General features: G+C 65.8%; 19 protein-coding genes. 13 read left to right on the forward strand and 6 right to left on the reverse strand.

The genetic code is table 11. From position 1 onward, the window contains the following. The first annotated feature begins 192 nt into the window (after window positions 1-192). From ABQY64_RS18550 to ABQY64_RS18575, 6 genes are all read left to right on the forward strand, one after another. On the forward strand, window positions 193-1,605 hold the full coding sequence (locus ABQY64_RS18550; protein WP_127158739.1) for an SH3 domain-containing protein: 1,413 nt from the start codon (window positions 193-195) through the stop codon (window positions 1,603-1,605). Then, complete coding sequence (locus ABQY64_RS18555; RefSeq protein ID WP_127158738.1) at window positions 1,602-2,699, forward strand: dipeptide epimerase; 1,098 nt, start codon at window positions 1,602-1,604, stop codon at window positions 2,697-2,699. The genes ABQY64_RS18550 and ABQY64_RS18555 overlap by 4 nt, the downstream gene beginning before the upstream one ends. A gap of 504 nt (window positions 2,700-3,203) precedes the next feature. Further along, window positions 3,204-3,980, forward strand: a complete 777-nt coding sequence (locus tag ABQY64_RS18560) for a L,D-transpeptidase (protein WP_065048581.1) — start codon at window positions 3,204-3,206, stop codon at window positions 3,978-3,980. Continuing rightward, the gene (locus ABQY64_RS18565) at window positions 3,977-5,284 is read left to right on the forward strand and encodes an APC family permease (RefSeq protein ID WP_024938862.1); all 1,308 of its coding nucleotides are present in this window, start codon (window positions 3,977-3,979) and stop codon (window positions 5,282-5,284) included. Before ABQY64_RS18560 ends, ABQY64_RS18565 begins: the two co-directional genes overlap by 4 nt. Window positions 5,285-5,372: 88 nt before the next feature. After that, on the forward strand, window positions 5,373-5,870 hold the full coding sequence (locus ABQY64_RS18570) for a hypothetical protein (protein ID WP_127158736.1): 498 nt from the start codon (window positions 5,373-5,375) through the stop codon (window positions 5,868-5,870). A 171-nt stretch (window positions 5,871-6,041) separates the two neighbouring features. Continuing rightward, a complete protein-coding gene (locus ABQY64_RS18575) occupies window positions 6,042-6,374 on the forward strand; it encodes a hypothetical protein (RefSeq protein ID WP_039518493.1) in 333 nt (110 codons plus the stop codon). Window positions 6,375-6,428: 54 nt separating this feature from the next. Here the strand turns inward: ABQY64_RS18575 and yiaA are convergent, their stop codons facing one another. Further along, entirely contained in the window at window positions 6,429-6,866 is a 438-nt protein-coding gene (gene yiaA, locus ABQY64_RS18580) for an inner membrane protein YiaA (RefSeq protein ID WP_046344757.1), read from the reverse strand. A gap of 170 nt (window positions 6,867-7,036) precedes the next feature. Between yiaA and ABQY64_RS18585 the strand changes: the two genes are divergently transcribed. Continuing rightward, window positions 7,037-8,215, forward strand: coding sequence for a PQQ-dependent sugar dehydrogenase (locus ABQY64_RS18585; protein ID WP_349780735.1), 1,179 nt, complete (start codon window positions 7,037-7,039; stop codon window positions 8,213-8,215). Between the two features lie 288 nt (window positions 8,216-8,503). Here the strand turns inward: ABQY64_RS18585 and ABQY64_RS18590 are convergent, their stop codons facing one another. From ABQY64_RS18590 to tsaD, 3 genes are all read right to left on the reverse strand, one after another. Next, entirely contained in the window at window positions 8,504-10,675 is a 2,172-nt protein-coding gene (locus ABQY64_RS18590) for a glycoside hydrolase family 3 N-terminal domain-containing protein (protein WP_349780734.1), read from the reverse strand. 232 nt (window positions 10,676-10,907) lie between these two features. Further along, entirely contained in the window at window positions 10,908-11,264 is a 357-nt protein-coding gene (gene folB, locus ABQY64_RS18595) for a dihydroneopterin aldolase (RefSeq protein WP_024938857.1), read from the reverse strand. Window positions 11,265-11,343: 79 nt separating this feature from the next. Further along, complete coding sequence (gene tsaD, locus ABQY64_RS18600) at window positions 11,344-12,429, reverse strand: tRNA (adenosine(37)-N6)-threonylcarbamoyltransferase complex transferase subunit TsaD (protein WP_349780733.1); 1,086 nt, start codon at window positions 12,427-12,429, stop codon at window positions 11,344-11,346. A 280-nt stretch (window positions 12,430-12,709) separates the two neighbouring features. On the opposite strand from tsaD, the gene rpsU reads away from it, so the two are divergent. From rpsU to dnaG, 4 genes are all read left to right on the forward strand, one after another. After that, entirely contained in the window at window positions 12,710-12,925 is a 216-nt protein-coding gene (gene rpsU, locus ABQY64_RS18605; RefSeq protein WP_002808376.1) for a 30S ribosomal protein S21, read from the forward strand. 252 nt (window positions 12,926-13,177) lie between these two features. Beyond that, a complete protein-coding gene (locus ABQY64_RS18610) occupies window positions 13,178-13,624 on the forward strand; it encodes a GatB/YqeY domain-containing protein (protein ID WP_016902816.1) in 447 nt (148 codons plus the stop codon). A gap of 248 nt (window positions 13,625-13,872) precedes the next feature. Further along, window positions 13,873-14,823, forward strand: coding sequence for a YihY/virulence factor BrkB family protein (locus ABQY64_RS18615; protein WP_102580517.1), 951 nt, complete (start codon window positions 13,873-13,875; stop codon window positions 14,821-14,823). A 111-nt stretch (window positions 14,824-14,934) separates the two neighbouring features. Beyond that, window positions 14,935-16,683: a DNA primase gene (gene dnaG / locus ABQY64_RS18620; RefSeq protein ID WP_024938854.1), complete on the forward strand. Its 1,749-nt coding sequence runs from the start codon at window positions 14,935-14,937 to the stop codon at window positions 16,681-16,683. A 279-nt stretch (window positions 16,684-16,962) separates the two neighbouring features. Here dnaG and ABQY64_RS18625 read toward each other — a convergent pair whose 3' ends face one another. Further along, window positions 16,963-18,174, reverse strand: coding sequence for a hypothetical protein (locus ABQY64_RS18625; protein ID WP_349780732.1), 1,212 nt, complete (start codon window positions 18,172-18,174; stop codon window positions 16,963-16,965). A gap of 345 nt (window positions 18,175-18,519) precedes the next feature. On the opposite strand from ABQY64_RS18625, the gene ABQY64_RS18630 reads away from it, so the two are divergent. Together ABQY64_RS18630 and ABQY64_RS18635 are read left to right on the forward strand one after the other, a co-directional pair. Next, the gene (locus ABQY64_RS18630) at window positions 18,520-19,524 is read left to right on the forward strand and encodes a bile acid:sodium symporter family protein (protein ID WP_184519234.1); all 1,005 of its coding nucleotides are present in this window, start codon (window positions 18,520-18,522) and stop codon (window positions 19,522-19,524) included. Window positions 19,525-19,789: 265 nt separating this feature from the next. Next, window positions 19,790-21,370 (forward strand): thioredoxin family protein, encoded by a 1,581-nt coding sequence (locus ABQY64_RS18635; RefSeq protein ID WP_349780731.1) that lies wholly within the window; start codon window positions 19,790-19,792, stop codon window positions 21,368-21,370. Between the two features lie 200 nt (window positions 21,371-21,570). On the opposite strand, the gene cyoE is transcribed toward ABQY64_RS18635, so the two are convergent. Beyond that, window positions 21,571-22,467: a heme o synthase gene (cyoE, locus tag ABQY64_RS18640; protein WP_039518476.1), complete on the reverse strand. Its 897-nt coding sequence runs from the start codon at window positions 22,465-22,467 to the stop codon at window positions 21,571-21,573. Between the last annotated feature and the right edge of the window lies 1 nt (window position 22,468).

Raw genomic sequence — 22,468 nt, forward strand, 5'->3', positions numbered from 1 at the left:
GGTGGCAGGCAGACTGCACGTGCGTAGAGACCAACAGACCTTACACCGCCGCTGCGCCATGCGACACGCACCGGGGATACTTGCGCATGCGTACACTACAAGCCGGCGCGGTCGGCGCATGTCCGCGCGCCTGCGGTCGTGATTCCCTGTAAAAAGCCTCGCCAGTCGCTGCATCCATCAAGAGCCCTCTTCATGCCACTGTCGCGCCGCCTGCTGACGTTGTTGTTGCTGGTCACTGGACTGTTCTGGGATGCCGCTGCGGCAACGCCTGCCAGCCCGATACCGCACACGGCACCGTTGGCGGCCAGCGATGCGCAGCTGACCGCCGACTACTGGATCCAGCGCACTGGCAACACGCAGACGCTGCACATGACTGCCGCACAGATCGCCGGCTTCAATGCACGCTTACTGCGTGACGATCGCTCCATGCACGACCTGTCGCAGCTGGCCGAGGTGCTGCCGGCGGCCGAGGTGCGCGCGCGCATCGAAACGCTGTCGGCCACACCGATGCGTGCGCTGTACGACAGCGAAGGTCGCAGCATCGATACCTCTCGCCTTGCGACGCTGCGCCACGCCCTGGCACTGGATGCACTGCCCGCACAGGTCACGCCGCGGTTTGCACTGGTGGTGCAGCGCGCTGCACTGCGCACCTTCCCCACCACGCAACGCGTGTTCAGCACCACCGACGACCACGATATCGACCGCTTCCAGGAATCGGCGCTCTACCCCGGCACACCGGTGGCGGTGCTGCACACCAGCGCCGATGGTGCATGGCACTTTGTGCTGGCGGCCAACTATGCGGCCTGGATCGCCGCCGACCGGATTGCCATGGGCACGCGTGACGAAGTGCTGGACTATGCACAACGCCGCCCACGGCTGGTGGTCACCGGCGCACGCGTGCAAAGCGCCTATACCCCGGAGGTACCCGCCATCTCCGCACTGGCGCTGGACATGGGCACCAGCGTGCCGCTGCTTCGCGACTGGCCGCCGCAGCAGCCGGTCAACGGGCAGTTGCCGCAGGCTGCCCATGTCGTGCAGTTACCGCTGCGCAACAGCGAGGGTCGCTTGCAGCTGGTGCCGGCACTGATCCCGCGCGGTGCCGACGTGCGCGTGGGCCCACTGCCGGCCACGCATGCAGCGTTGTTGCAGCAGGCGTTCAAATTTCTCGGCGAACGTTATGGCTGGGGCAACGATTACGATGCGCGCGACTGCAGCGGTTTCGTGCTGGATGTGTATCGCAGCCTGGGCATCGCATTGCCGCGCAATACCGGCGATCAGGCACGCAGCCCTGCGCTGCTGGGCGTTCCGTTTCAGGCGCAGGCCGCACCGCCGCAGCGCCTGCAACAACTTGCCCGGCTGCAGGTCGGCGACCTGATCTATATCCCCGGTCATGTGATGCTGGTGATTGGACACGAGCACGGCGCGCCATGGGTGATCCATGATGTGGCCGGCGCTAATTACCGCGACGCAGCCGGCAACGTGCAGCGCGCGCGCTTGAACGGTGTGTCGGTGACGCCGCTGCTGCCCTTGCTCGCCAGCGACGGCACACCATTCGTCGACCACATCACCCGCATCCAACGCATTGCACCGACTGACTCGCCATGAAGATCACCGGCTTTCGCCTCGGCATGCTGCGCGTGCCATTGAAGACCCCGTTCAAGACAGCAGTGCGTACCGTGCAGGCGATCGAGGACGTGGTGGTGCTGCTGCAGACCGATAGCGGCCACATCGGCTATGGCGCAGCCCCGGCAACCGCCCCGATCACCGGCGATACGCACGGTTCCATCATCGCCGCAATCGATCATTGCATCGGGCCGAAGTTGATCGGCCAGGACGTGGCCGATCTCAACCGGCTATGCGCGCTGGTGCAACACGCGCTGGAGCGCAACACCAGTGCCAAGGCGGCAGTGGAGATCGCGCTCTACGACCTGTGGGCGCAGGCCTTGGGCATCCCGCTCTACCGTGCGCTCGGCGGCGGCACGCCGCGCATCACCACCGACATCACCATCAGCGTCGATAGCATCGACGTGATGGTGGCGCAGGCGCAATCCGCGCTTGCACGTGGCTATCGGTCACTGAAGATCAAGGTCGGCAAGGACAGCGGCTCAGACCTTGAGCGGATCACGGCGATACATGCCGCTGTCGCTGGTCGCGCATCGCTGCGCCTGGATGCCAACCAGGGCTGGACGCCCAAACAGGCGGTGCGCACCATGCGCACACTGGAACACGCCGGCATCGTAATGGAACTGGTGGAGCAGCCGGTCAAGGCCGCGGACATCGACGGACTGGCGTTTGTCACCGCACGGATCGACACACCGGTGATGGCCGACGAAAGCGTGTTCTCGCCGGTCCAGGTGATCGACCTCATCCAGCGCCGCGCAGCCGATATCGTCAACATCAAGCTGATGAAGACCGGCGGGCTATCCAACGCAATCCGCATCGCCGATATCGCTGGCTTGTACGGCGTGCCCTGCATGATCGGCTGCATGATCGAATCCAGCATCAGCGTGGCTGCGGCAGTGCATCTGGCGGTGGCCAAGGCCGACAGCATCACCCTGGCGGACCTGGATGCGCCCGCACTCGGGCAGTTCGATCCCACCGAGGGCGGCGTGCACTTCGACGATGCGCAGATCCATATCGACGACTCGCCCGGCCTGGGCATCCGCCGCATCCACGGGCTGGAGCTTTTGCCGGCTTGACTTGCAGACTAAGACGCCAATTGGATCTCCATGCCGCGCTGGTGCCGGCATGGCGCCGTTAGCGCTTCTTCGCACACGCAGCCACCCGGACAGCGAACCTCGTGCATTGCTTGCACCATGCCCACCGACCATCGCGACTGGTCCTTGCCCGCTCACCGTCGCGGGACCTTACGCGGCATGGATGCCGCGTAAGCGCCTAAAAGGATGTACTTGCGGCGTGTCCTGCGAGGGCGGGCGGGCAAGGGCCCTGCAACCATGCCCCAGATCAGCCGCTCTGCAGCCAGCCAGCCACAGAGGCCAACTCTCCCAGAACAACAAAACACACTCGAAGCCCCGCCAAGCAGTCGTACAAACCAGGCGCGCGCATGCGGCACGCGGCCGCATTGCTGAGTACAGTAGCGACAGTATGGTGCGCCCAACGCGGCACCAAAGCAGCGCACTATCTCCGTCAACCGTGTATCGATCCCAGACTCGTCCCCGCTCGACCATTCCCCCGGAGCCTGCATGCGCCTTGCCACCTTGTTTCGATCCGTTGTGCTGTTGGCGCTGGCAAGTTGCAGCAGCGTTGCCGTCGCTGCCGGGCCGATCGATGCCTTGAATCAAGCGCGCGCGTTGATCGTGGTGACCACGCCGGACTGGGACAGCACCCAGGCGCGCCTGCAGACATTCACCCGTGTGGACGGCCACTGGCAACCGGCCGCACCGGGCTTCGCAGTCGCGCTCGGGCGGCATGGCAGTGCCTGGGGCGATGGCTTGCATCCGGCGCAGGCACAAGGCCCGCAGAAGCGCGAAGGCGACGGCCGCAGCCCGGCCGGTGTATTCGCGATCGGCCCGGCCTTCGGTTACGCCCAGCAGATCGACAGCGCCATGCCGTACCAGGCGATGAGCGCCACCCACTACTGCATGGATGTACCGAGTTCGCCGCTGTACAACCGCATCGTCGATGCCGCGCAGGTCGGTGAGGCCGCGGTGGCCGGGTCGACCGAACCGATGCGCCTGGACCTGCAACATCCCGGCGATGCACGTTACAGCGAGGGCTTCGTGATCGCCCACAATCCCGATGCGGTTCCCGGGCGCGGCAGCTGCATCTTCGCGCACCTGTGGCGCACGCCGGGCCAGTTCACCGCCGGCTGCACCGCGATGGCGCCGGCCGATATGCAACGCCTGCTGGCCTGGTTGAAGCCCGACGACAAACCGCTGTTCGTGCTGTTGCCACGTGCCGAATACGCACGCCTGCAAGCCCGCTGGCAGTTGCCCGAGTTGAGGGAGGCAGCACGATGACCACCCCAGCTCCTGCACCCGATTCCACTGGCCTGGTCCGCGTGGTCAGCCGCTGGCAGATTGTCGGCTTGTCGATTAACGATGTCATCGGCAGCGGCATCTATCTGCTGCCCGCGGCCACCGCGGCACTGCTGGGGCCGATGAGCCTGTGGGCGGTGATGCTGGCCGGCCTGGCGGTGGCGTTGCTGGTGTTGTGCTACGCGCAGGCGGCCAGCTATTTCGACACGCCGGGCGGCAGTTACCTGTACACGCGTGAGGCGTTCGGCCCGTTTGTCGGCTTTCAGATCGGCTGGATGATCTGGCTCACGCGCATCAGTTCGGCAGCGGCATTGAGCAACGGCCTGGCCGATGCGGTGGCGCGGTTTTGGCCAACCGTAGCAACCGATCACTGGGCACGCTTGCTGGTGGTCGTCGGTTCCCTGGGCCTGCTCACCGCCATCAACGTGATCGGCGTGAAATCGGCGGCGCGTACCGGCATCGCACTGGTGATCGGCAAGCTGGTGCCGTTGCTGCTGTTCGTGGCAATCGGCCTGTTCTACGTGGACTGGTCGTGGGCCTTTGCCGGCACCACGCCGGATCTGCGCGACCTGGGCAATCTGGGCGAAGCGGCCTTGCTGCTGCTGTTTGCCTATGCAGGCTTTGAAAACATTCCTGCGGCCGCTGGCGAATACCGCAACCCACGCCGCGACGTGCCGTTTGCGCTGATCACCATGATCGTCACCGTCACCTTGATCTACGCCGCGGTCCAGGTCGTCGCACAGGGCACGCTGCCCAATCTTGCCGCCTCGCCCACGCCATTGGCCGATGCCGCAAGCCGTTTCGGCGGCGAGGCGCTGGCGCTGATCCTCACCGTGGGTGCCACCATTTCCATCCTAGGCACCACCAGCAATACGGTCATGCTCGGGCCGCGTTTTCTGTTCGCGCTGGCACAGGATGGCTACGGCCCTGCATTCCTGGCACGTGTGCATCCGCGCTTCCACACCCCGGCTGCGGCAGTGCTGACCCAGGGCGTGCTGTCGCTGGCGCTGGCGGTGTCTGGCTCGTTTACGCAGCTGGCATTGCTGTCGATGGTCACGCGGCTGTTTGCCTACATCGGCACCGCTGCGGCAGTGATCGTGCTGGCGCGTCGCTACCGGCAACGCACCGACACCTTGCGCCTGCCTGGCGGGCCGGCCATTCCCATCGCAGCGCTGCTGCTGTCGCTGGGCCTGCTGGCCAGCGCCAGCTGGCAGAACCTGGCAGCCGCCGGGGTGGCATTGCTGGTGGGCTGGCTGATTTACCTGTTTCCGCGCAAGTCTGCGTAGCGGTTTTCGCAGGGCGCTCGCACAGCGATCACGCCCGACTAACCGTGCCCGCCCAAGGCTGCAGCTCTCACCTGCATGGGAGCTTGCGATGAAACTGCGCCGTGTCTACAGCACGCCCGATATCGAAAGTGCGCAACGCGTCATGCAGGCCGCACGCAGCGCCGGCATCGACAACGATGCGCTGTCCTTGATTGCCCGTTCGGATATCGAGCTGGAAGGTATTGCCGATGAACGCAAGGATGCCAAGACGGATTTTCTCCCTGCTGCCGCGCGCGGCGCCGCCACCGGGGGCGCTGCGGGCTTGGTCGCCGGACTGGTTGCCATCGCCGTGCCTCCGATCGGCCTCACCATCGCCGGCGCCGGCGTCATGGCGCTGGCAGGCGCCCTGGTCGGTACCTGGTCGTCTGCACTGATCGGCGCCACCGTTCCCGACCCGGTCCGCCGCCAATTCGAGGACGAAATCCAGGCAGGGCGCGTCCTGGTCATCATCGATGCCGACCAGCCCTCGCTGCAGCATGCCGAAGCCAGCCTGCGTGCCGCCGGCGCCACGCCGCTGCCTTACGAGGCTGCATCGGCAGCGACGTGACAAGCGCCGACGCCGGCTGAATTGCTGTTAGCAGTGCACCGCATCGCCCAAGGGCGCACTAGAGACAAATACACAAGTGCAGCATGCCTTGATGTCCTCCTCACCTGCCCTGGCAACGGATTTAACACCTGCCCGCCTAGGTTAGGGCGCACATTCAACACGGAGACGAGCATGAACGTGCCGTATCAGATTCCGGGCCGCGCACCGGACGAAGACCGCAGCCAGAACGTATCCAATTATTGGCGCGAGCGCTTCACCGAAGAATCGTATTACACCGAAGGTGACCGCTACGAAGATTACGAGGGTGCCTACCTCGCAGGGCATGAGGCGCGTATCCGCGAAAACGCACGCGCCTACGATCAGGTGGAAGCAGAATTGCACCGCGAATGGGAAGCCAACCGTGGCACCGATGGCCTGAGCTGGAGCAAGGCCCGTCACGCCGTCAAGCGTGCCTGGGAAAATGCAACAGACTTCGTGAGTGGCGACAACAAGTCCAAGCCCTGAACACAACAACGCCACCGTCGAGGTGGCGTTGTTGTATCAGTGTGGGGTGCTGCGTCAATCCAGTGGCGGCGGTACCGCGCGCGAGTAATGCGATGCGTTGGCGACATCCATCGCATCACGGGTGTTCTTCTGCACCGCAACCGCGCCAAACAGGCTCAATGCGTAGGCCATTGCGTAGAAACCTTTCTCGCTCAGCAACAAAGTCGCGTTGATCAGGCCGATTGCCAGTAGCAGCAGCGCGATGACCAGCGAGAACCAACAGATCGCGTAGTACAGGCCCGTCACCGGAATTCCATCTGCGCGGTCACGCACACTCTTCTGCAACGACACCGATGCGAACAGGCCGAACAACAGCAGCGTGAAGTAATAGCCTTTTTCGTTGAGCATCATCTGCGCATTCCATAGCCCGACCAGGTAGGCAATGCCGCCCAGCAGCAATGCAGCCCAGGATGCGGCGATAAAAGCAGGTGACGTTTTTTGCGTGGCAGCCATGGAAACTCCTTTTCATGGTGAAGCGGTAATGTGGGACGCACACGTCTCACAAAGAAAGTGATCTACTACAAGGCGGCCTCGAAGGCGTCGTGTAAGGTACTTTAAAACCCGACGCAGGACACGTTGCGGGAGGGCTGCAACGCAACTGCGCCCATTCCCTGGAGGACCTCATGTCTGTCCGACGTCTGCTTGCCCTGGCCTGCTCGGCCAGCTTGTTCACCACCGCCGCCGCATGTGCCGCGCCTGCCGTCGCGCCGGCTGCCGCCATTCCCAAGGCGCAATGGCCGTTCCAGGCCACCACCGTTGCCGATTTCGACGAGCCCTGGGCAATGACCTTCCTGCCCGACGGCAGTCTATTGGTCAGCGAAAAACGCGGTGCATTGATGCGGCTGGATCTCAAGACCAACCGCAAGAGCGCCATCACCGGCATTCCGGCAGTCGCCTATGGCGGCCAGGGCGGCTTCGGCGATGTCCTGGCGCATCCGCGCTTTGCCAAGAATGGCCTGGTTTATGTCAGCTACGCCGAACCGGGACAGGGTGATACCCGCGGCGCAGCAGTGGCACGCGCCAAGCTCACGCTGGATGCCAGCGGCGGCGGCACGCTGTCGGACCTGAAGGTGATCTGGCGCCAGGATCCCAAGGTCACCGGCAACGGTCACTTCGGCCACCGGCTCGCCTTCGGCCCGGACGGCAAGCTGTGGATCAGCTCCAGCGAACGCCAGAAGTTCACCCCCGCCCAGGACATACAAGCCAATCTCGGCAAGCTGATCCGTCTCAACGATGACGGCAGCGTGCCGGCCGACAACCCATTCGCTGCGCAGGGCGGGGTTGCCGCGCAGATATGGTCGCTGGGTCACCGCAATATTCTCGGCCTGGCCTTCGACGGCAAGGGGCGCCTGTGGGAACACGAGATGGGCCCGCTCGGCGGCGATGAGTTGAACCTGATCCAGCGCGGCGCCAACTACGGTTACCCGATCGTCTCCAACGGCGACAACTACGACGGCACCCCGATCCCGGATCACAACACCCGCCCGGAATTTGCCGCGCCCAAGATCAGCTGGACACCGGTGATCTCCCCAGCCGGCTTTGTGATCTACAGCGGCAAGCAGTTCCCGGCGTGGCGCGGCAACGGCTTTATCGGCGGCTTGTCGTCGATGTCGCTGGTGCAGGTCTCGCTCGGCGATCAGCCGCGCGAGGTGGCCCGCTACGACATGGGCGCGCGTATTCGCGAAGTGGAACAGGGTCCGGACGGCGCGCTGTGGTTGCTGGAGGACGAAGCCAGCGGTAGCACCGGGCGCCTGCTCAAGCTGACGCCAAAGAGCAAGGCGGCAGTCGAGAACCACGCGTAACTCCGCAAGATCGCGCCCAGGGGAGTCGTGCCACCGCCACGCGTCGAATGCGTGCTGGCGGTGGCCACGATTTTCGCGGCGAAGCCGCGTTCGATCCGGCGCGGTGCATGGCGCGATACGCGCAGATGCGAGCAACCCCGTGGTCCCACATCGACCAGGCACGTGCCTGCATCTTTTATGACCCGATGACGGCGCGCCCTTGGGCCACGTCCGCCATCGTCAAACCCGGTGCAGTAGCCGCACTCCGCTGCGTGTCGCGTGAGTGCGTCATACCACGCCCGCGGGTGTTCAGGCTTCCAGCAACTCGAACGTCACCGCCTCGCCACTCTTGGCCGAGGCGCACACCCATACATCGAACACGCCCGGCTCGGCGCCAAACATATTCTTGTGGTTGGTAAAGGCCAGTGCGTCGCGCGCCAGGGTGAACACCACGTCCGTACTTTCGCCGGGCTGCAACAACACCTTGCGGAACCCCTTGAGTTCGCGCACTGGACGCACCCGGCTGGCCACGCGATCGTGCACATACAGCTGCACCACTTCTTCGCCGGCCACGCGGCCGGTATTGGTGACGCGCGTGGTGATGGTCAGGGTCTGGTCCCAGCCGAGCTGCGCGCTGCTCAGCTGCGGCTGTGCATACGCAAAGGTGGTGTAGCTCAAGCCGTGGCCGAACGGATACAACGGCTCGTTGGGCATCTCGCGCCAGCGTGCCTTGTACTCGGACAGCGTCGGCAGTTCCGGGCGGCCGGTACGCAGATGGTTGTAGAAATACGGCTGTTGCCCGGTCACCTGCGGAAAGCTGATCGGCAGACGCGCGGAGGGGTTGTAGTCGCCGAACAACACGTCGGCCACGCCGGTACCGGTCTGCGTGCCCAGGTACCAGGTCACTGCAATCGCATCGGCATCGCGCACCGCACCGCTCAGGGCCAGCGCGCGGCCATTGCGCAGCAGCACCACCATCGGCGTGCCGGTGGCGGCGATGGCTTCGGCCAATGCCTGCTGCGCCGGCGGCAACACGATCTCGGTGCGCGACTGCGCCTCGCCACTGAAGCGCTGCGGCTCGCCCAGCGCCAGCACCACCACGTCGGCAGCCTGCGCCGCATCGATGGCGGCGGAAATACCGCCCGGCAGCGCCTCTTCCAGGCCACAGCCCGGCACCACCGTCAGATGCTCGCTGTCGACCACCGCGCGCACACCCTGCTCCAGGGTCACGTAGCGCTGCTTGTCGCCGAACAGCGTCCAGCACCCCTCGATGTTCTCGCGGTCCTGCACGAACGGCCCGATCAACGCGATGTGCTGCCCGGTTTTCTTCAGCGGCAACACCTCGCCCTGGTTCTTCAGCAGCACGATCGAACGCCGCGCCGCATCGCGCGACAACGCATCGTGCGCGGGCAGATGCGCGGTGTCGGCTTCGCGTGCCGGATCCAGCGAACGGTACGGGTTGTCGAACAGCCCGATCGCCTCTTTCAATTGCAACATGCGGCGCACGCTGGCATCCAGCGTGGCCATCGGCACCTCGCCGCTTTCCACCAGCGATGGCAGATGCGCGGCATAGAAGCCGCTCTGCATGCTCAGATCCAGGCCGGCCAGGAACGCCTTCTTGGTCGCATCGCGCTCATCGGCGGCATAGCCGTGCGCAATCAGCTCCATGTCGGCGGTGTAGTCGGAAATCACCACGCCGGGGAACTGCCATTCGCCGCGCAGGATCTCGGTCAGCAACTCGTGGTTGGCACTGGCCGGCACGCCGTTGATGTCGTTGAACGAGGACATCACGGTCAGTGCGCCGGCATCGAAGGCGGCCTTGAACGGCGGCAGGTGCACATCGCGCAGTGTCTGCGGCGCGATGTCCACGGTGTTGTATTCCATACCCGCAGCCACGGCGCCGTAGGCGGCGAAGTGCTTGGGGGTGGCCAGCAGGCAATCGTCGGCCTTCAGATCGCTGCCCTGGAAGCCGCGCACGCGGGCGGCGGCAAACGCCGCGCCCAGCACCACGTCTTCGCCAGCGCCTTCCGCGCCACGGCCCCAGCGCTGGTCACGCGCAATGTCCACAGCCGGTGCGTAGGTCCAGTGCAGGCCGGCGGCGGTCGCCTCGATCGCGGTGGCGCGCGCGGTGCGCTCGGCCAGCTCGGGCTCGAAGCTGGCCGCCTCGCCCAGCGGGATCGGGAACACCGTGCGCATGCCGTGGATCACGTCCGCCGCCAGGATCACCGGGATGCCCAGGCGGCTTTCTTCCACTGCCACCTTCTGGATCTGCACGCCCAGCGCGGCGCCGACGCCATTGAACAACGAGCCGACCCGGCCTGCGCGCACCTGCTGCAACACCTCGTCGGCGTTGAGCACATTGGCTTCGGGATTCACGTCCGGCGCGAACGGCCGCACCATGTCGGCGAACACACCCAACTGTCCGACCTTCTCTTCGACGGTCATCTGGGCAATCAGGGTTTCGATACGATCAGCAGCCATGAGATCCTTGAGAAAACGTTTACATGGCCGTCAATTCTAGCCTGACGCGACCGCGAGGGGGCAAGTGTCGGGATCTGGAAGTGGCGATTGGGGATTTGTCGGGTCCGGTTGAACGGCGCCTTGGAGCTGGGGATCGTTGGCGTGGTCGTGGATCGCTGGTCCGGCGCCGCCTGGATCTTCCGGGGCTCGGCCAAGGATCGGAGCTCGCCGAGCGGTGCAGCGGCGGCGGCCCTCAGCGGGCCCGCTCGCGCTCGATGATCACCCCCACCGCCTGCGCGCCGCGCACCGCACCAGGCTTGCTCAGCTTCAACCGCAGCCAGTGCACGCCGAACTCGTCCAGCACGATCGCCGCGCAGCGCTCGGCCAGGGTCTCCACCAGCCCGAAGTCGGAGGCCTGCACGAATTCGATCAGCCGCTTGCTCACCGCCTTGTAGTTCAGGGTATCGGCGATGTCGTCGCTGGCGGCCGGAATGCGGTTGTCGAAGCCCATCTCCAGATCGAACCGCAGCGTCTGGCGGATGCGCCGCTCCCAGTCGTAGATGCCGATCAGCGCATCGATTTCCAGGCCTTCGATAAAAACTTTGTCCATAGGTGGGGAATCGGGAATCGGGAATAGGGATTAGGGAATGGTGAGAAGCACAAGCAACGACACGGCAGCGCGAACGGAATCAAAGTAGCGCTTTTACGATTCCCGATTCCCGATTCCCGATTCCCGATTCCCGCGCCGCCGCCAGCGGCGGCAAGCCCGCCATATCCCAACGCGGCGTCACATGCACTGCCGCGTCGGCGCGCTCGCCGGCCTCCAGCCGCAGCGCGCCGGCGAAGGCGATCATCGCGCCGTTATCGGTGCACAGGGCCGGCCGCGGGAAGCACACCCGGCCACCGCGCCGCTGCGCCGCGTCCTGCAGGCGTGCGCGCAGGCGCTTGTTGGCGCCCACGCCGCCGGCCACCACCACGGTGTTGCAGTCGGCCGCATCCAGCGCGCGCAGGCATTTGATCGCCAGCGTCTCCACCACCGCATCCTCGAACCCGCGCGCGATGTCCGCTCGCGTGGTGTCGGACTGGTCGCTGCCGCGCCAGGCCAGCAGCACCTGGGTCTTGAGCCCGCTGAAACTGAAATCCAGCCCGGGGCGGTCGGTCATCGGCCGCGCGAACTTGTAGCGCCCCGGGGTGCCGGTTTCGGCCAGCGCCGCCAGTTGCGGCCCGCCCGGATACGGCAGGCCCATCATCTTGGCGGTCTTGTCGAAGGCCTCGCCGGCCGCATCGTCCAGCGTCTCGCCAAGCACCTCGTACTCGCCCAGCGCCTTCACCGACACCAGTTGGGTGTGGCCGCCGGAGACCAGCAGCGCCACGAACGGCGGCTGCGGCGGGTCGTCTTCCATCAGCGGCGCCAGCAGATGACCTTCCATGTGATGCACGCCAATCGCCGGCACGTCCAGCGCCCAGGCCAGCGACCGCGCCACACCGGCACCAACAAGGAGTGCGCCGACCAGGCCCGGGCCGGCGGTATAGGCCACCCCGTCGAGTTCGTCGATCCGCAACCCGGCCTCGTCCAGGGTCTGGCGGATCAGCGGCAGCAGCTTGCGCACATGGTCGCGACTGGCCAGCTCCGGCACCACGCCGCCGTATTCGGCATGCAGCGCGATCTGGCTGTAGACCGCGTGGGCCCGCAGCGCCGGCACGCCCGACAGCGCGGTGTCGTAGACCGCCACGCCGGTCTCATCGCACGATGATTCGATCCCAAGAACTTTCACGGCAACTCGGCAGGCAGGGACATGCGGCCTATTTTCGCAGCTTTTGCCCTGCGCAGATCGGCCAGGGGCGATCTGCTGCACGGCCGTGTCATCGCCACCGGATCACCCGCAAGCGCAGGCTTTATCAGGCTTGCTCACGCAGATGCTGCAGGGGGCTTGCAGGTCGTTGGCAAGTCGTTATAATGCGCGGCTCGCCGGGGCAACCCGGAAATTCCGTCACGCGAGTCCGCTCGCACCCGCCCGGGGCTCCCGGACGGAAATCCCATTATCTGGAGAACCCATGCCCAGCGTTAAAGTCCGCGAGAACGAGCCCTTCGAATTTGCGCTCCGCCGTTTCAAGCGCACCTGCGAAAAGGCCGGCGTGCTGGCCGAAACCCGCAAGCGCGAGTTCTATGAAAAGCCGACCCAGGAGCGCAAGCGTAAGGCTGCCGCTGCTGTGAAGCGTCAGTTGCGTCGTTCCTCGCGCGACGTCACCAAGCGCCAGCGCTTGTACTGATCGAACGCGGTTCCTTGCCGACGGGCATGCGCTGAAGGCGCGGCCCATCGGAGTGGAACCCAAGAGCCGGCACGCGCAAGCGTCGCCGGCTTTTTGTATTGGTCCGCAGCCAGGCGACCGCTGCGTTCTGCGCAGCTGCAGAGCCGACCGGCATCGCTGCCGCCATCCGCGCCTGTCCGACTTCCTGCCGATGCACCGCGCCCGTCATGGCGCATCGGCACATCAGCAACACGCACTCCCAGGAGTTACACCATGCCCCTCAAGCAACAGCTCACCGATGACATGAAAGCCGCCATGAAGTCCGGCGACAAGCACAGCCTGGGCGTGATCCGGCTGATCAATGCCGCGATCAAGCAGAAGGAAGTGGACGAGCGCGTCGAGATGGACGATGCCGCCGTGATCGCCGTGCTCGACAAGATGGTCAAGCAGCGCAAGGACTCGGTCACCCAGTTCGAAGCTGCCGCACGCGACGACCTAGCGCAGATCGAGCGCGAGGAGATCGTGGTGATCGAGCGCTACCTGCCGGCCAAGATGGGCGAAGCCGAGATCGTCGCCGCCATCCAGGCAGCCATCGCGCAGACCGGTGCCAGCAGCCCGGCCGACATCGGCAAGCTGATGGGCGCACTCAAGCCCAAGCTGGCCGGTCAGGCCGACATGGGCCTGGTCTCGACACTGGTCAAGCAGCATCTGGCAGGCTGAGTCTTCGCCTGCGCAATGCCCTGTGCCCGATGGCCAGGGCACTGCAGCGAGCCGCCCGAGTGCGGCCGGCTGCAGCGCCGTTTCAATAGCAGCACACGCGCAACATCCAGCGCCCGCTTTCACCCGATCTTTGAACACGCCCTGTTAGAACACCTTCGCCAGCACAGGTCCGGGTGAAGCATTCCGCATGCCGGCTTCACCTCACGACGCCTGCGCGCACAACGGTATGCCCAAGGATTCCCCCGCCGGTGACGAAGCTCTCAACCGAACACCTGCAGAAACATCTGAGCCGCCTGCAGCGCAGCCTGCCGATGGCACTGCTCAATCGCTTTCTCGAGATCGACGTGATGACGCAGGCCGCGTCGCTGTCGTTCTACGCCTTGCTGTCGCTGGCACCGCTGCTGGTGCTGCTGCTGTGGCTGACCGCATCGCTGTATCCGCCTGCGCAGGAAGCGCTGGTGCAGCAGATCGCGCAGCTGGCCGGCGGTAGCGCGGCGGAAGTGGCCGACACGGTGATCCGCAACGCCACCGATCAACCCGGGGTAGGCTCGTTGGCCGGACTGTGGAGCACGTTGCTGCTGTTCATCGGCGCCACGGCGGTGTTTGCGCAGTTGCAGAACGCCCTGAACCTGATCTTCCGCACCGACAAGCAGCGCCTGGAAGGCCTGATGGCGTGGCTGAAGAAGCGCGTGTTCTCGTTCGGCGTGATCCTGGCCCTGGGCTTCTTGTTGATCGTGTCGATGATTGCCACCACCGCGTTGCAGGTGGTGTTTGCACGGCTGCCATCGGTGCTGCCGGCGATCGGCTACATCACCACCCTGGCGCTGTATTCGCTCGCCTTCGCTTTCCTGTATCGCTATCTGCCCGATCGCACCGTCAACTGGCGGCAGGCCTTCGTCGGCGGTGTGATCACCGCATTGTTGTTCGCCCTGGGTCGCTACGGTATCGGCCTGTACATCGCCAAGGCCGCGCCTGGCAGCGCATACGGTTCGATGGGCACCTTGGTCATCCTGCTGGTGTGGATGTACTACGCCTCGGTGGTGTTCTTCGTCGGCGCCCTGCTGACCGCGGTGATCGACGAGCGCGTGCGCTCGCATCGCAAGCTGCGCGAGGCCGGCGTGGATACGGACAACCTGCCGCCGGTCGCCGCCGAACCAGACGCCACGCTGCAGCCGCCGGAAGCACCGACGCGCAGTTGATTGCGCATGCTGCGCCGGGTGCCGCGCGTACCCAGGCGGCATCCACCGCTTCGCTGAGGGCCCTCGCTCACTGAAATCGGCGCGCGCCGGCGGCTGGGATATCCTAGCGGGATGGCCCGCATCCCCGACGCATTCATCGACGAACTGCTTGCACGCACCGACATCGTCGAGGTGGTGGGCGGTCGCGTGCCGCTCAAGCGTCAGGGTAAGGAATACTCGGCGCGCTGCCCGTTCCATGACGAGCGCTCGGCCTCGTTCACGGTCTCGCCGACCAAGCAGTTCTATCACTGCTTCGGCTGCGGCGCGCACGGCACCGCGATCAGCTTCCTGATGAATTACGACCGCCTCGAATTTCTCGATGCGGTCGACGAGCTGGCCAAGCGTGCCGGCATGGAAATCCCGCGCGAGACCCAGCAACGCACCCCACAGCAGCAGGACGACAGCCGCGAGCTGTATTCGGCACTGGAAGCGGCGACCAAGTTCTTCCAGCGTCAGCTCGAGAGCAGCGAACGCGCCCGCGACTATCTGGACGGCCGCGGCGTGGATGCCGACAACCGCGCGCGTTTCCAGATCGGTTACGCGCCCGATGGCTACAGCGCACTGAAGGACACGCTGGGCACCGATGCGCGCCGCATGAGCGTGCTCGAACGCGCCGGGCTGTTTTCCAAGAACGATCGCGGCCATGTCTACGACAAGTTCCGCGACCGGGTGATGTTCCCGATCTTCGACCGCCGCGGCCGCGTGATCGCGTTCGGCGGACGCATCATGGGCGCGCCGGCCGACGGCCGCGACCCGGGGCCGAAGTACCTCAACTCGCCGGAAACCGCGCTGTTCCACAAGGGCCGCGAGTTGTACGGCCTGTGGCAGGTGCGCCAGGCCAATCAGAAGATCGAGCGGCTGATCGTGGTGGAAGGCTATATGGACGTGGTCTCGCTGTTCCAGTTCGGCGTCACCCAGGCGGTGGCCACACTGGGCACGGCGACCACGCCCGAACATGCCGAGCTGCTGTTCCGCAACGCGCCGGATGTGTACTTCTGCTTCGACGGCGACAACGCTGGCCGCAAGGCGGGCTGGCGGGCACTGGAATCGGTGCTGCCACGCATGAAGGACGGCCGCCAGGCGTTCTTCCTGTTCCTGCCCGATGGCGAGGACCCGGACACCATCGTGCGCAAGGAAGGCGCGCAGGCCTTCGATCAGCGCCTGAAGCAGGCCACGCCGCTGTCGCAGTTCTTCTTCGACGAGATGTCGCGCGAGATCAACCTGCACACGCTCGATGGCAAGGCGCGGCTGGCCGAACGCGCAAAGCCGATGCTGGCACAGATCCCCGAAGGCGCGTTCGGCGACCTGATGAAGCAGGAGCTGTCGCGCCTGACCGGCGTGGGCGTCACTCAGGCGGCACAGGCGTCCACATCGCAGGCACGGCCGCCTGCCCGCATGGGTGCACCCGCGCAGAAACGCAGCCTGGTGCGCGCATCGATCGCGATCCTGCTGCAGCGGCCGTCGCTGGCGATGAGCCTGGAGGGCGACCATGATTTTTCCGGCCTGCGCCTGCCCGGCATCGACCTGTTGATGGAGCTGCTGGCACTGGTGCGGCAACGCCCGGAAATCAGCACGGGCGCACTGCTGGAACACTTTGCCGAGCGCGACGAACAGGCCGCGCTGCAGAAACTGGCCGCACAGGCATTGCCCGGCGACGAGCACAGCTGGGCGATGGAACTGCATGACGTCGTTGCGCAACTGGACAAGCAATTGCTGCGCCAGCGCCTGGACGAACTGCAGGACAAGCAGCGCGCGCAGGGCCTGGACGACACCGACAAGTACGAATTGCGCGAGCTGTTCAAGGCGCTTGCTGCGTTGTAGTGCGGGTAGCGCGAGGGGATCGACTTACGCTGTCGTGTGCGGGCCAGGCGTGCACGCTGCACGACGCCATGGCCCAGTTGCACCGGCAACTGCTGCAGCAGCGAATTGAAGCGCTGTAGACAAGGCAACGCGCACACGGACTCGACGAGATCGACCAGCAGGCACTGCGCGCACTGCCGCGCCTGCGTTCGACCGCGCACTGAGCACCCGGCGAACGCTGTCAGACCACCTGTTGCCGACGCAGCCGGCCAGCCCTGGCCGTCGCATGCAGGTGCGCGCTCATAGCTGCTTGAACAAGGTCTTGGCCATCGAGCCGAGCGCCGCGCTGACCGCTTCGATCTTGTCGGCATCGGCCAGTGCGGCCTGGCCGGCATGCGCGGCCAGCCGCTCGATCAGGGCATCGCGTGCGGGCGCGCCGTCGGCACTCTGGGTCTGCGGCGTACCGGACACCGGCGTGAGCCATGAGGCAATCAAGGCCTGATAGGCGGTGGTGTGCTGGGAAGCCATCTGCTCGAGAAATTGCACGACCGTGGTGGGGGTGCCGGTGAGCGTGCCGGTCAGCGGCTGGTTGGCGATCTGCCGGTAGTTCACCGTGGACGCCACCGCATTGGCGATGGCCACATCGACCAGCACATCGATCTCCTTGATCGGCGCATTCCCGTACAGCGTCTTGATCTGACTCAGCATCGGCACGGTCCAGGCATGCGGCACGCAATCGAGCGTGTTCCACAAGTCGGCATTCCAGATCTGATACGGCGCCGCGCCCGGCGCTGGAGAGGGCAATGCCTGTGCATACAGGGCGGCGAACGTGCCGTTGCCCGGCGTGGCGCCGGCGGTGGGATAGCAGTGCACGGCGCTGAAATTGTCCAGCTTGCCGTTGGTCTTCAACCAGGTCGCCAAGGTCGGCGACAGCGCACCGCCCAGGCTGTGCCCGGCAAAGATCACCGTCGCCTTGCTGCCATCCAGCGCTTGCAGGAAATCCAGCAGCGTCGTGTTCGGCGCCAGTGCGGTGGAGGGACTGACCATGTTGAGCAGATGCCACACACCGGTAGCGGCGCCCATCGAGATGACCGCCGAACCTGGCTTGACGGGTTTCTTCGCCGCAACCGGCGCGGTGCCGAGCAACGGCGTGTAGGTCGCAAAATCCACCGCCGAGGACACATCGAAGTCTTCGGTGAACCAGTCGTAGAGCGACTCCGGGTTGGTGGCGCTCAGCGCGACCACATATGCCTCGCCGATGCCCGGCATGGCATCGGTATGGGCCACGTACATGGCATTGCCCGACAGCGACGAATCGGCCGCCTGCCAGACCTGCGGCCCCCACACCAGGTGCCAGTCGCCGATCCTGTCCTGGGTGTCGGCCGATGCCAGCGTCTGCAGCAACGTGGCCTGGTAGTCCGCCTGCAACGCCGGCTGGCTGCCCCTGCGATCGCCCACCCAGTTGGCCAGGGCGGAAAGCGCAAAGGTCTGTTGATATTGGTCGTAGCGCATGGACCGGCTCCTTTCCTTAGGCCTTGCGTGGAAACACGAGCGAACACGCACGCGGCGTGCGGGCACCGTTCGGGCACGGATGCGCGCGGCGTGTGCAACCAGAATCTAACAAAGGATGTGCGTGCCAGAAGCGCCGCGCAGCGGAATCTCGACGCATCGCACGAATCGCCCACCACACCGAGCGGCGCCATCCGCAATGCTGCAGGCAGGCGCAAGCGCACGCTGCTGCCGGAGCCGGTGCGAGCACGCATGCGTCCCCGGCCTGCGCTGCGCGGCCGACTCGCACGGTGCACGCTGGCCTCTACAATGGCACTCTGCAGACAGCCCTCCCCCTGAATACGCACGATGATCAAACACTGGCTGGCGCGGTTGCGCATTGATCCATTCACCCTCGCGCTGCTGTGCACGGTCACGCTCGCCTCGTTCCTGCCGGTCTCCGGCACCGCCGCGGCGGTCATGGACGATGTCACCGACGTGGCGATCGCCGCGCTGTTCTTCCTGCACGGCGCGCGCCTGTCGCGCGAGGCGGTCAAGGCCGGCGCGCTGCATTGGCGCCTGCATCTGGTGATCCTGGCCTGCACCTTCGTACTGTTCCCGCTGCTCGGGCTGTTGTTCAAACCGCTCGCGCATCTTGCGCTGACACCGGAGCTGTATATCGGCGTGTTGTTTCTGTGCGCGCTGCCGTCCACGGTGCAATCGTCGATCGCTTTTACCTCGATGGCGCGCGGCAACGTGCCGGCAGCCGTGTGTGCCGCCTCGCTTTCCAGCCTGCTGGGGGTGTTTTTCACGCCGTTGCTGATGGGCGCCCTGGTCGGCAGCCAGGGCGCGATGGCGCACCCGGCCGAGGCGATCGGCAAGATCCTGCTGCAGTTGCTGGTGCCGTTCCTGGCTGGCCATTTCATGCGCCCGTGGATCGGCGGCTGGGTCGAACGGCATCGCGCCGTGCTGCGTTACACCGACCAGGGCACCATCCTGCTGGTGGTCTACACCGCCTTCAGCGCATCGGTGAACGAAGGTCTGTGGCAGAAGACGCCGTTGCCGGCCTTGCTCGCGGTGCTCGGCGCGGCCGCGTTGTTGCTGACGGTGGCGATGCTCTCGATCACCTTCATCGCGCGGCGCCTGCGCTTCAACCGCGCCGACGAGATCGCGATCGTGTTCTGCGGTTCGAAGAAGAGCCTGGCTACCGGCGTGCCGATGGCCAAGGTAATGTTCGCCGGCGGTGGCCTGGGCGCGATCGTGTTGCCGATCATGCTGTATCACCAGCTACAGCTGATCGTCTGTGCATTCGTGGCCGCGCGTTATGCGCGCAACGCGCCGGGCGAGCCGCAGATCACTCCCGGTGGTCCTTGAAGGTAACGGCCACTGCACGGCGGTGGTCTGATCGACGACACATGGCGCAGCCCACGCTGCGTGCCCTGCAAAGGCTTGCTTGCCGCCGGCGCGTTGCCTGCGCGCCATCGCCGGCCCGCTACGCCCGGCGCGACACCGGTTCGCGTTGCGTGCCGGTGCCGGTTGTAAGCAGATATACAACGGTTATGACGCACTCCGACGCTGGCACAGTGCCGCTCGCTAGAGTGTTCGATCCACCTTGCTGCCGCCCCCATCGGTGATTGCCATGACGCTATCGTTCCGACGCCCTGCCCCGTCCCTGATCGCGCTGCTGGCGGTGCTGGCCACGCTCACTGCCTGCAACAAGCCCGCCACGCCGCCAGCCCCGACACAGACCAAGGCGGCCGCCACGCCGGCGCCTGCGTCCAGCATCGCCTGGCGCGAGGGCGATGTCGAAGATGCCTTCGCCGAGGCCAGGGAAAGCGGCAAGCCGATCCTGCTGTACTGGGGTGCGGCCTGGTGCCCGCCCTGCAATCGCCTGAAGGCCACCTTGTTCAAGGACCCGGCCTTCATCGCCCGCACGCAGCAATTCGTGGCGGTGCATCTGGACGGCGATTCGGAGGGCGCGCAGGCCTGGGGCGAACGCTTCGGCATCAAGGGCTACCCGACCATCATCGTGCTGCGCCCGGATCGCAGCGAGATCACCCGCCTGGCCGGCGATGCCGACAACGCGCGTCTGGCCGATGTGCTGCGGGTGGCGGCCAAGAGCACCAGTACCGCCAGGCAACTGCTCGACACCGCATTGCAGACCCCGCAGCAGCTCAGCGCGGACGACTGGGCCGTGCTCGGCAACTATGCCTGGGGCACCGACGATCGGCTGGTCAAGCCGGAGCAGGCCGTCGATGTACTCACGCGCCTGTCCAGATCGGCGCCACAGCCGGCCCTGCAACGCAGCTTCGCCCTGGCGGCGATTACCGCAGCCAAGGAGCCGCCTGCCGCCAGCGCGGCGTCGCGCACCTTGCTGGAAGCGGTGCTGGCCGATCCGGCAGAGGTGCGCGCCAATCTCGGCACGCTGAGCTACATGCCTGCACGGCTGGTCGCCGCTGCCAGTAGCGATGCCGGCGAACGCACCGCCTTGTCCAATGCGCTGAATCTGGCATTGGACAAGGTCTACGCCGACACCGCACTGCCGATCGCCGACCGGCTCGGCACCGCGTACGCCCGGATCCAGCTGGCACGCCTGGCACAAGGCCAGCCCACCGAAACCGAGGCCAAGGGCCCGCAACCGCCGTTGCCCAAGACCGTGGTCGACACCGTGCAGCAACGCGTGCAATGGGCGACCGACACCGCCAGGACCGATGAGGAGCGCCAATCCACCATCAGTACCGCCGCGGCATTGCTCGGCGAGGTGGGCGACCGCAGCGGCGCCGAACAGTTGCTGCTGGCCGAGTTGACGCGCAGCAAGACGCCTTACTACTACATGCCCGAACTGGCCGATCTGGCCGAACAACGCGGCGATAAGAAGACCGCGTTGTCCTGGCTCAGGAGGGCGTACGAAAGCGCGCAAGGACCGGCCACCCGCGTGCAGTGGGGCGTGATGTACGTGGATGGCCTGATCCGGCTCAGCCCGGACGACACCGCCGGCATCGAGACCGCTGCCACGCAGGTGATCGGCGAGCTGGCCGAGCAGCCTGATGGCTACCGCCAACGCACCCGGCAGCGCTTCGCCACGCTGGGCGCCACGTTGAAGACCTGGAGCAAGCAGCATCGCCAGGAAGGCAATGCGGTGCTGACGCGCCTGCAGCAGAAGATGCAGAGCAGCTGTGACAGCAAGAACACCAGCGAGTGCGCCAGCTGGTTGAGCTGAGCCGGCGTGAGCGAGCAGCCAGCACGCCACGAATTTGAGTGCGCTAAGTAGCGATTGCGCGCCGGATGCCCAGCGGCGCGCACAACTGACGTGTAAGAGCGAGATGGGCCGGTTCCAGCCACCGGCCGCATCCGCCTGACGGCTGCCTCGGCCGCAGCCCTATCGATCGCCTTGATGGCAGCAGCGGGCGTTCGCTGCCGCTAGCGCACCCACGGCAACAGCAGGTGGTCCACCATCAGAAACGCGAACAGCGCCATCAGGTAGACGATGGAGTAACCGAACATCTTCATCGAGAACAGCTCGTCCGGCGGGTCGAGCATGCGCCAGGCGTACCAGAGGAACACCACGTTGAGCACCACCGCGCCGCCCAGGTAGAACAGCCCGCTCATGCCCACCACCACTGGCAACAGGGTCACGATCGCCAGCAGCACCGTGTACACCAGGATCTGCTTGCGCGTATGCGGCACGCCATGGGTGACCGGCAGCATCGGGATCGCCGCCTTGGCGTAATCGGCACGGCGGAAGATCGCCAGCGCCCAGAAATGCGGCGGCGTCCAGATGAAGATGATCAGCACCAGCAGCGAGGCGTTGATCCAGTCGGCGCTGGTCGGCAAGCCGGTCACTGCGGCCCAGCCCAGCATCGGCGGCGTGGCGCCGGCCAAGCCGCCAATCACGATGTTCTGCGAGGTCGCACGCTTCAGATACACGGTGTAGATCACCGCGTAACCGATCAGCGACGCAAACGTCAGCACCGCGGTGATCACATTCACCCAGACCACCAGGATGGTCATGGAGATCACGATCAACACGCCGGCAAACAGCAGCACCTGCCACGGCCGCACCTTGCCCACCACCAGTGGCCGCCACGAAGTCCGCGCCATCTGCGCGTCGATCTTGGCGTCCAGCAACTGGTTGATCGCCGCCGCCGCCGACGCCGCCAGCCAGATACCCAGAAAGCCCAACGCACCGGTGCGTACCTGCACCCACGTCGGCACATCGGGGATGGCCAGGAACATGCCCACCAGGGCGGTGAACACAATCAGTGCCACCACCTTGGGTTTGGTCAGATCCCAGTAATCGCGTGCGCTGACAGCCATG

Source organism: Xanthomonas sp. WHRI 7065 (assembly GCF_040203115.2).
GTDB classification, from domain to species: Bacteria; Pseudomonadota; Gammaproteobacteria; order Xanthomonadales; family Xanthomonadaceae; genus Xanthomonas; species Xanthomonas arboricola.

What these genes read in the sequence shown, in the direction of transcription:
- ABQY64_RS18550 (WP_127158739.1), top strand. Translation starts at nt 193, where the DNA reads ATGCCACTGTCGCGCCGCCTGCTGACGTTGTTGTTGCTGGTCACTGGA.
- ABQY64_RS18555 (WP_127158738.1), top strand. Translation starts at nt 1,602, where the DNA reads ATGAAGATCACCGGCTTTCGCCTCGGCATGCTGCGCGTGCCATTGAAG.
- ABQY64_RS18560 (WP_065048581.1), top strand. Translation starts at nt 3,204, where the DNA reads ATGCGCCTTGCCACCTTGTTTCGATCCGTTGTGCTGTTGGCGCTGGCA.
- ABQY64_RS18565 (WP_024938862.1), top strand. Translation starts at nt 3,977, where the DNA reads ATGACCACCCCAGCTCCTGCACCCGATTCCACTGGCCTGGTCCGCGTG.
- ABQY64_RS18570 (WP_127158736.1), top strand. Translation starts at nt 5,373, where the DNA reads ATGAAACTGCGCCGTGTCTACAGCACGCCCGATATCGAAAGTGCGCAA.
- ABQY64_RS18575 (WP_039518493.1), top strand. Translation starts at nt 6,042, where the DNA reads ATGAACGTGCCGTATCAGATTCCGGGCCGCGCACCGGACGAAGACCGC.
- yiaA (WP_046344757.1), bottom strand. Translation starts at nt 6,866, where the DNA reads ATGGCTGCCACGCAAAAAACGTCACCTGCTTTTATCGCCGCATCCTGG.
- ABQY64_RS18585 (WP_349780735.1), top strand. Translation starts at nt 7,037, where the DNA reads ATGTCTGTCCGACGTCTGCTTGCCCTGGCCTGCTCGGCCAGCTTGTTC.
- ABQY64_RS18590 (WP_349780734.1), bottom strand. Translation starts at nt 10,675, where the DNA reads ATGGCTGCTGATCGTATCGAAACCCTGATTGCCCAGATGACCGTCGAA.
- folB (WP_024938857.1), bottom strand. Translation starts at nt 11,264, where the DNA reads ATGGACAAAGTTTTTATCGAAGGCCTGGAAATCGATGCGCTGATCGGC.
- rpsU (WP_002808376.1), top strand. Translation starts at nt 12,710, where the DNA reads ATGCCCAGCGTTAAAGTCCGCGAGAACGAGCCCTTCGAATTTGCGCTC.
- ABQY64_RS18610 (WP_016902816.1), top strand. Translation starts at nt 13,178, where the DNA reads ATGCCCCTCAAGCAACAGCTCACCGATGACATGAAAGCCGCCATGAAG.
- dnaG (WP_024938854.1), top strand. Translation starts at nt 14,935, where the DNA reads ATGGCCCGCATCCCCGACGCATTCATCGACGAACTGCTTGCACGCACC.
- ABQY64_RS18625 (WP_349780732.1), bottom strand. Translation starts at nt 18,174, where the DNA reads ATGCGCTACGACCAATATCAACAGACCTTTGCGCTTTCCGCCCTGGCC.
- ABQY64_RS18630 (WP_184519234.1), top strand. Translation starts at nt 18,520, where the DNA reads ATGATCAAACACTGGCTGGCGCGGTTGCGCATTGATCCATTCACCCTC.
- ABQY64_RS18635 (WP_349780731.1), top strand. Translation starts at nt 19,790, where the DNA reads ATGACGCTATCGTTCCGACGCCCTGCCCCGTCCCTGATCGCGCTGCTG.
- cyoE (WP_039518476.1), bottom strand. Translation starts at nt 22,467, where the DNA reads ATGGCTGTCAGCGCACGCGATTACTGGGATCTGACCAAACCCAAGGTG.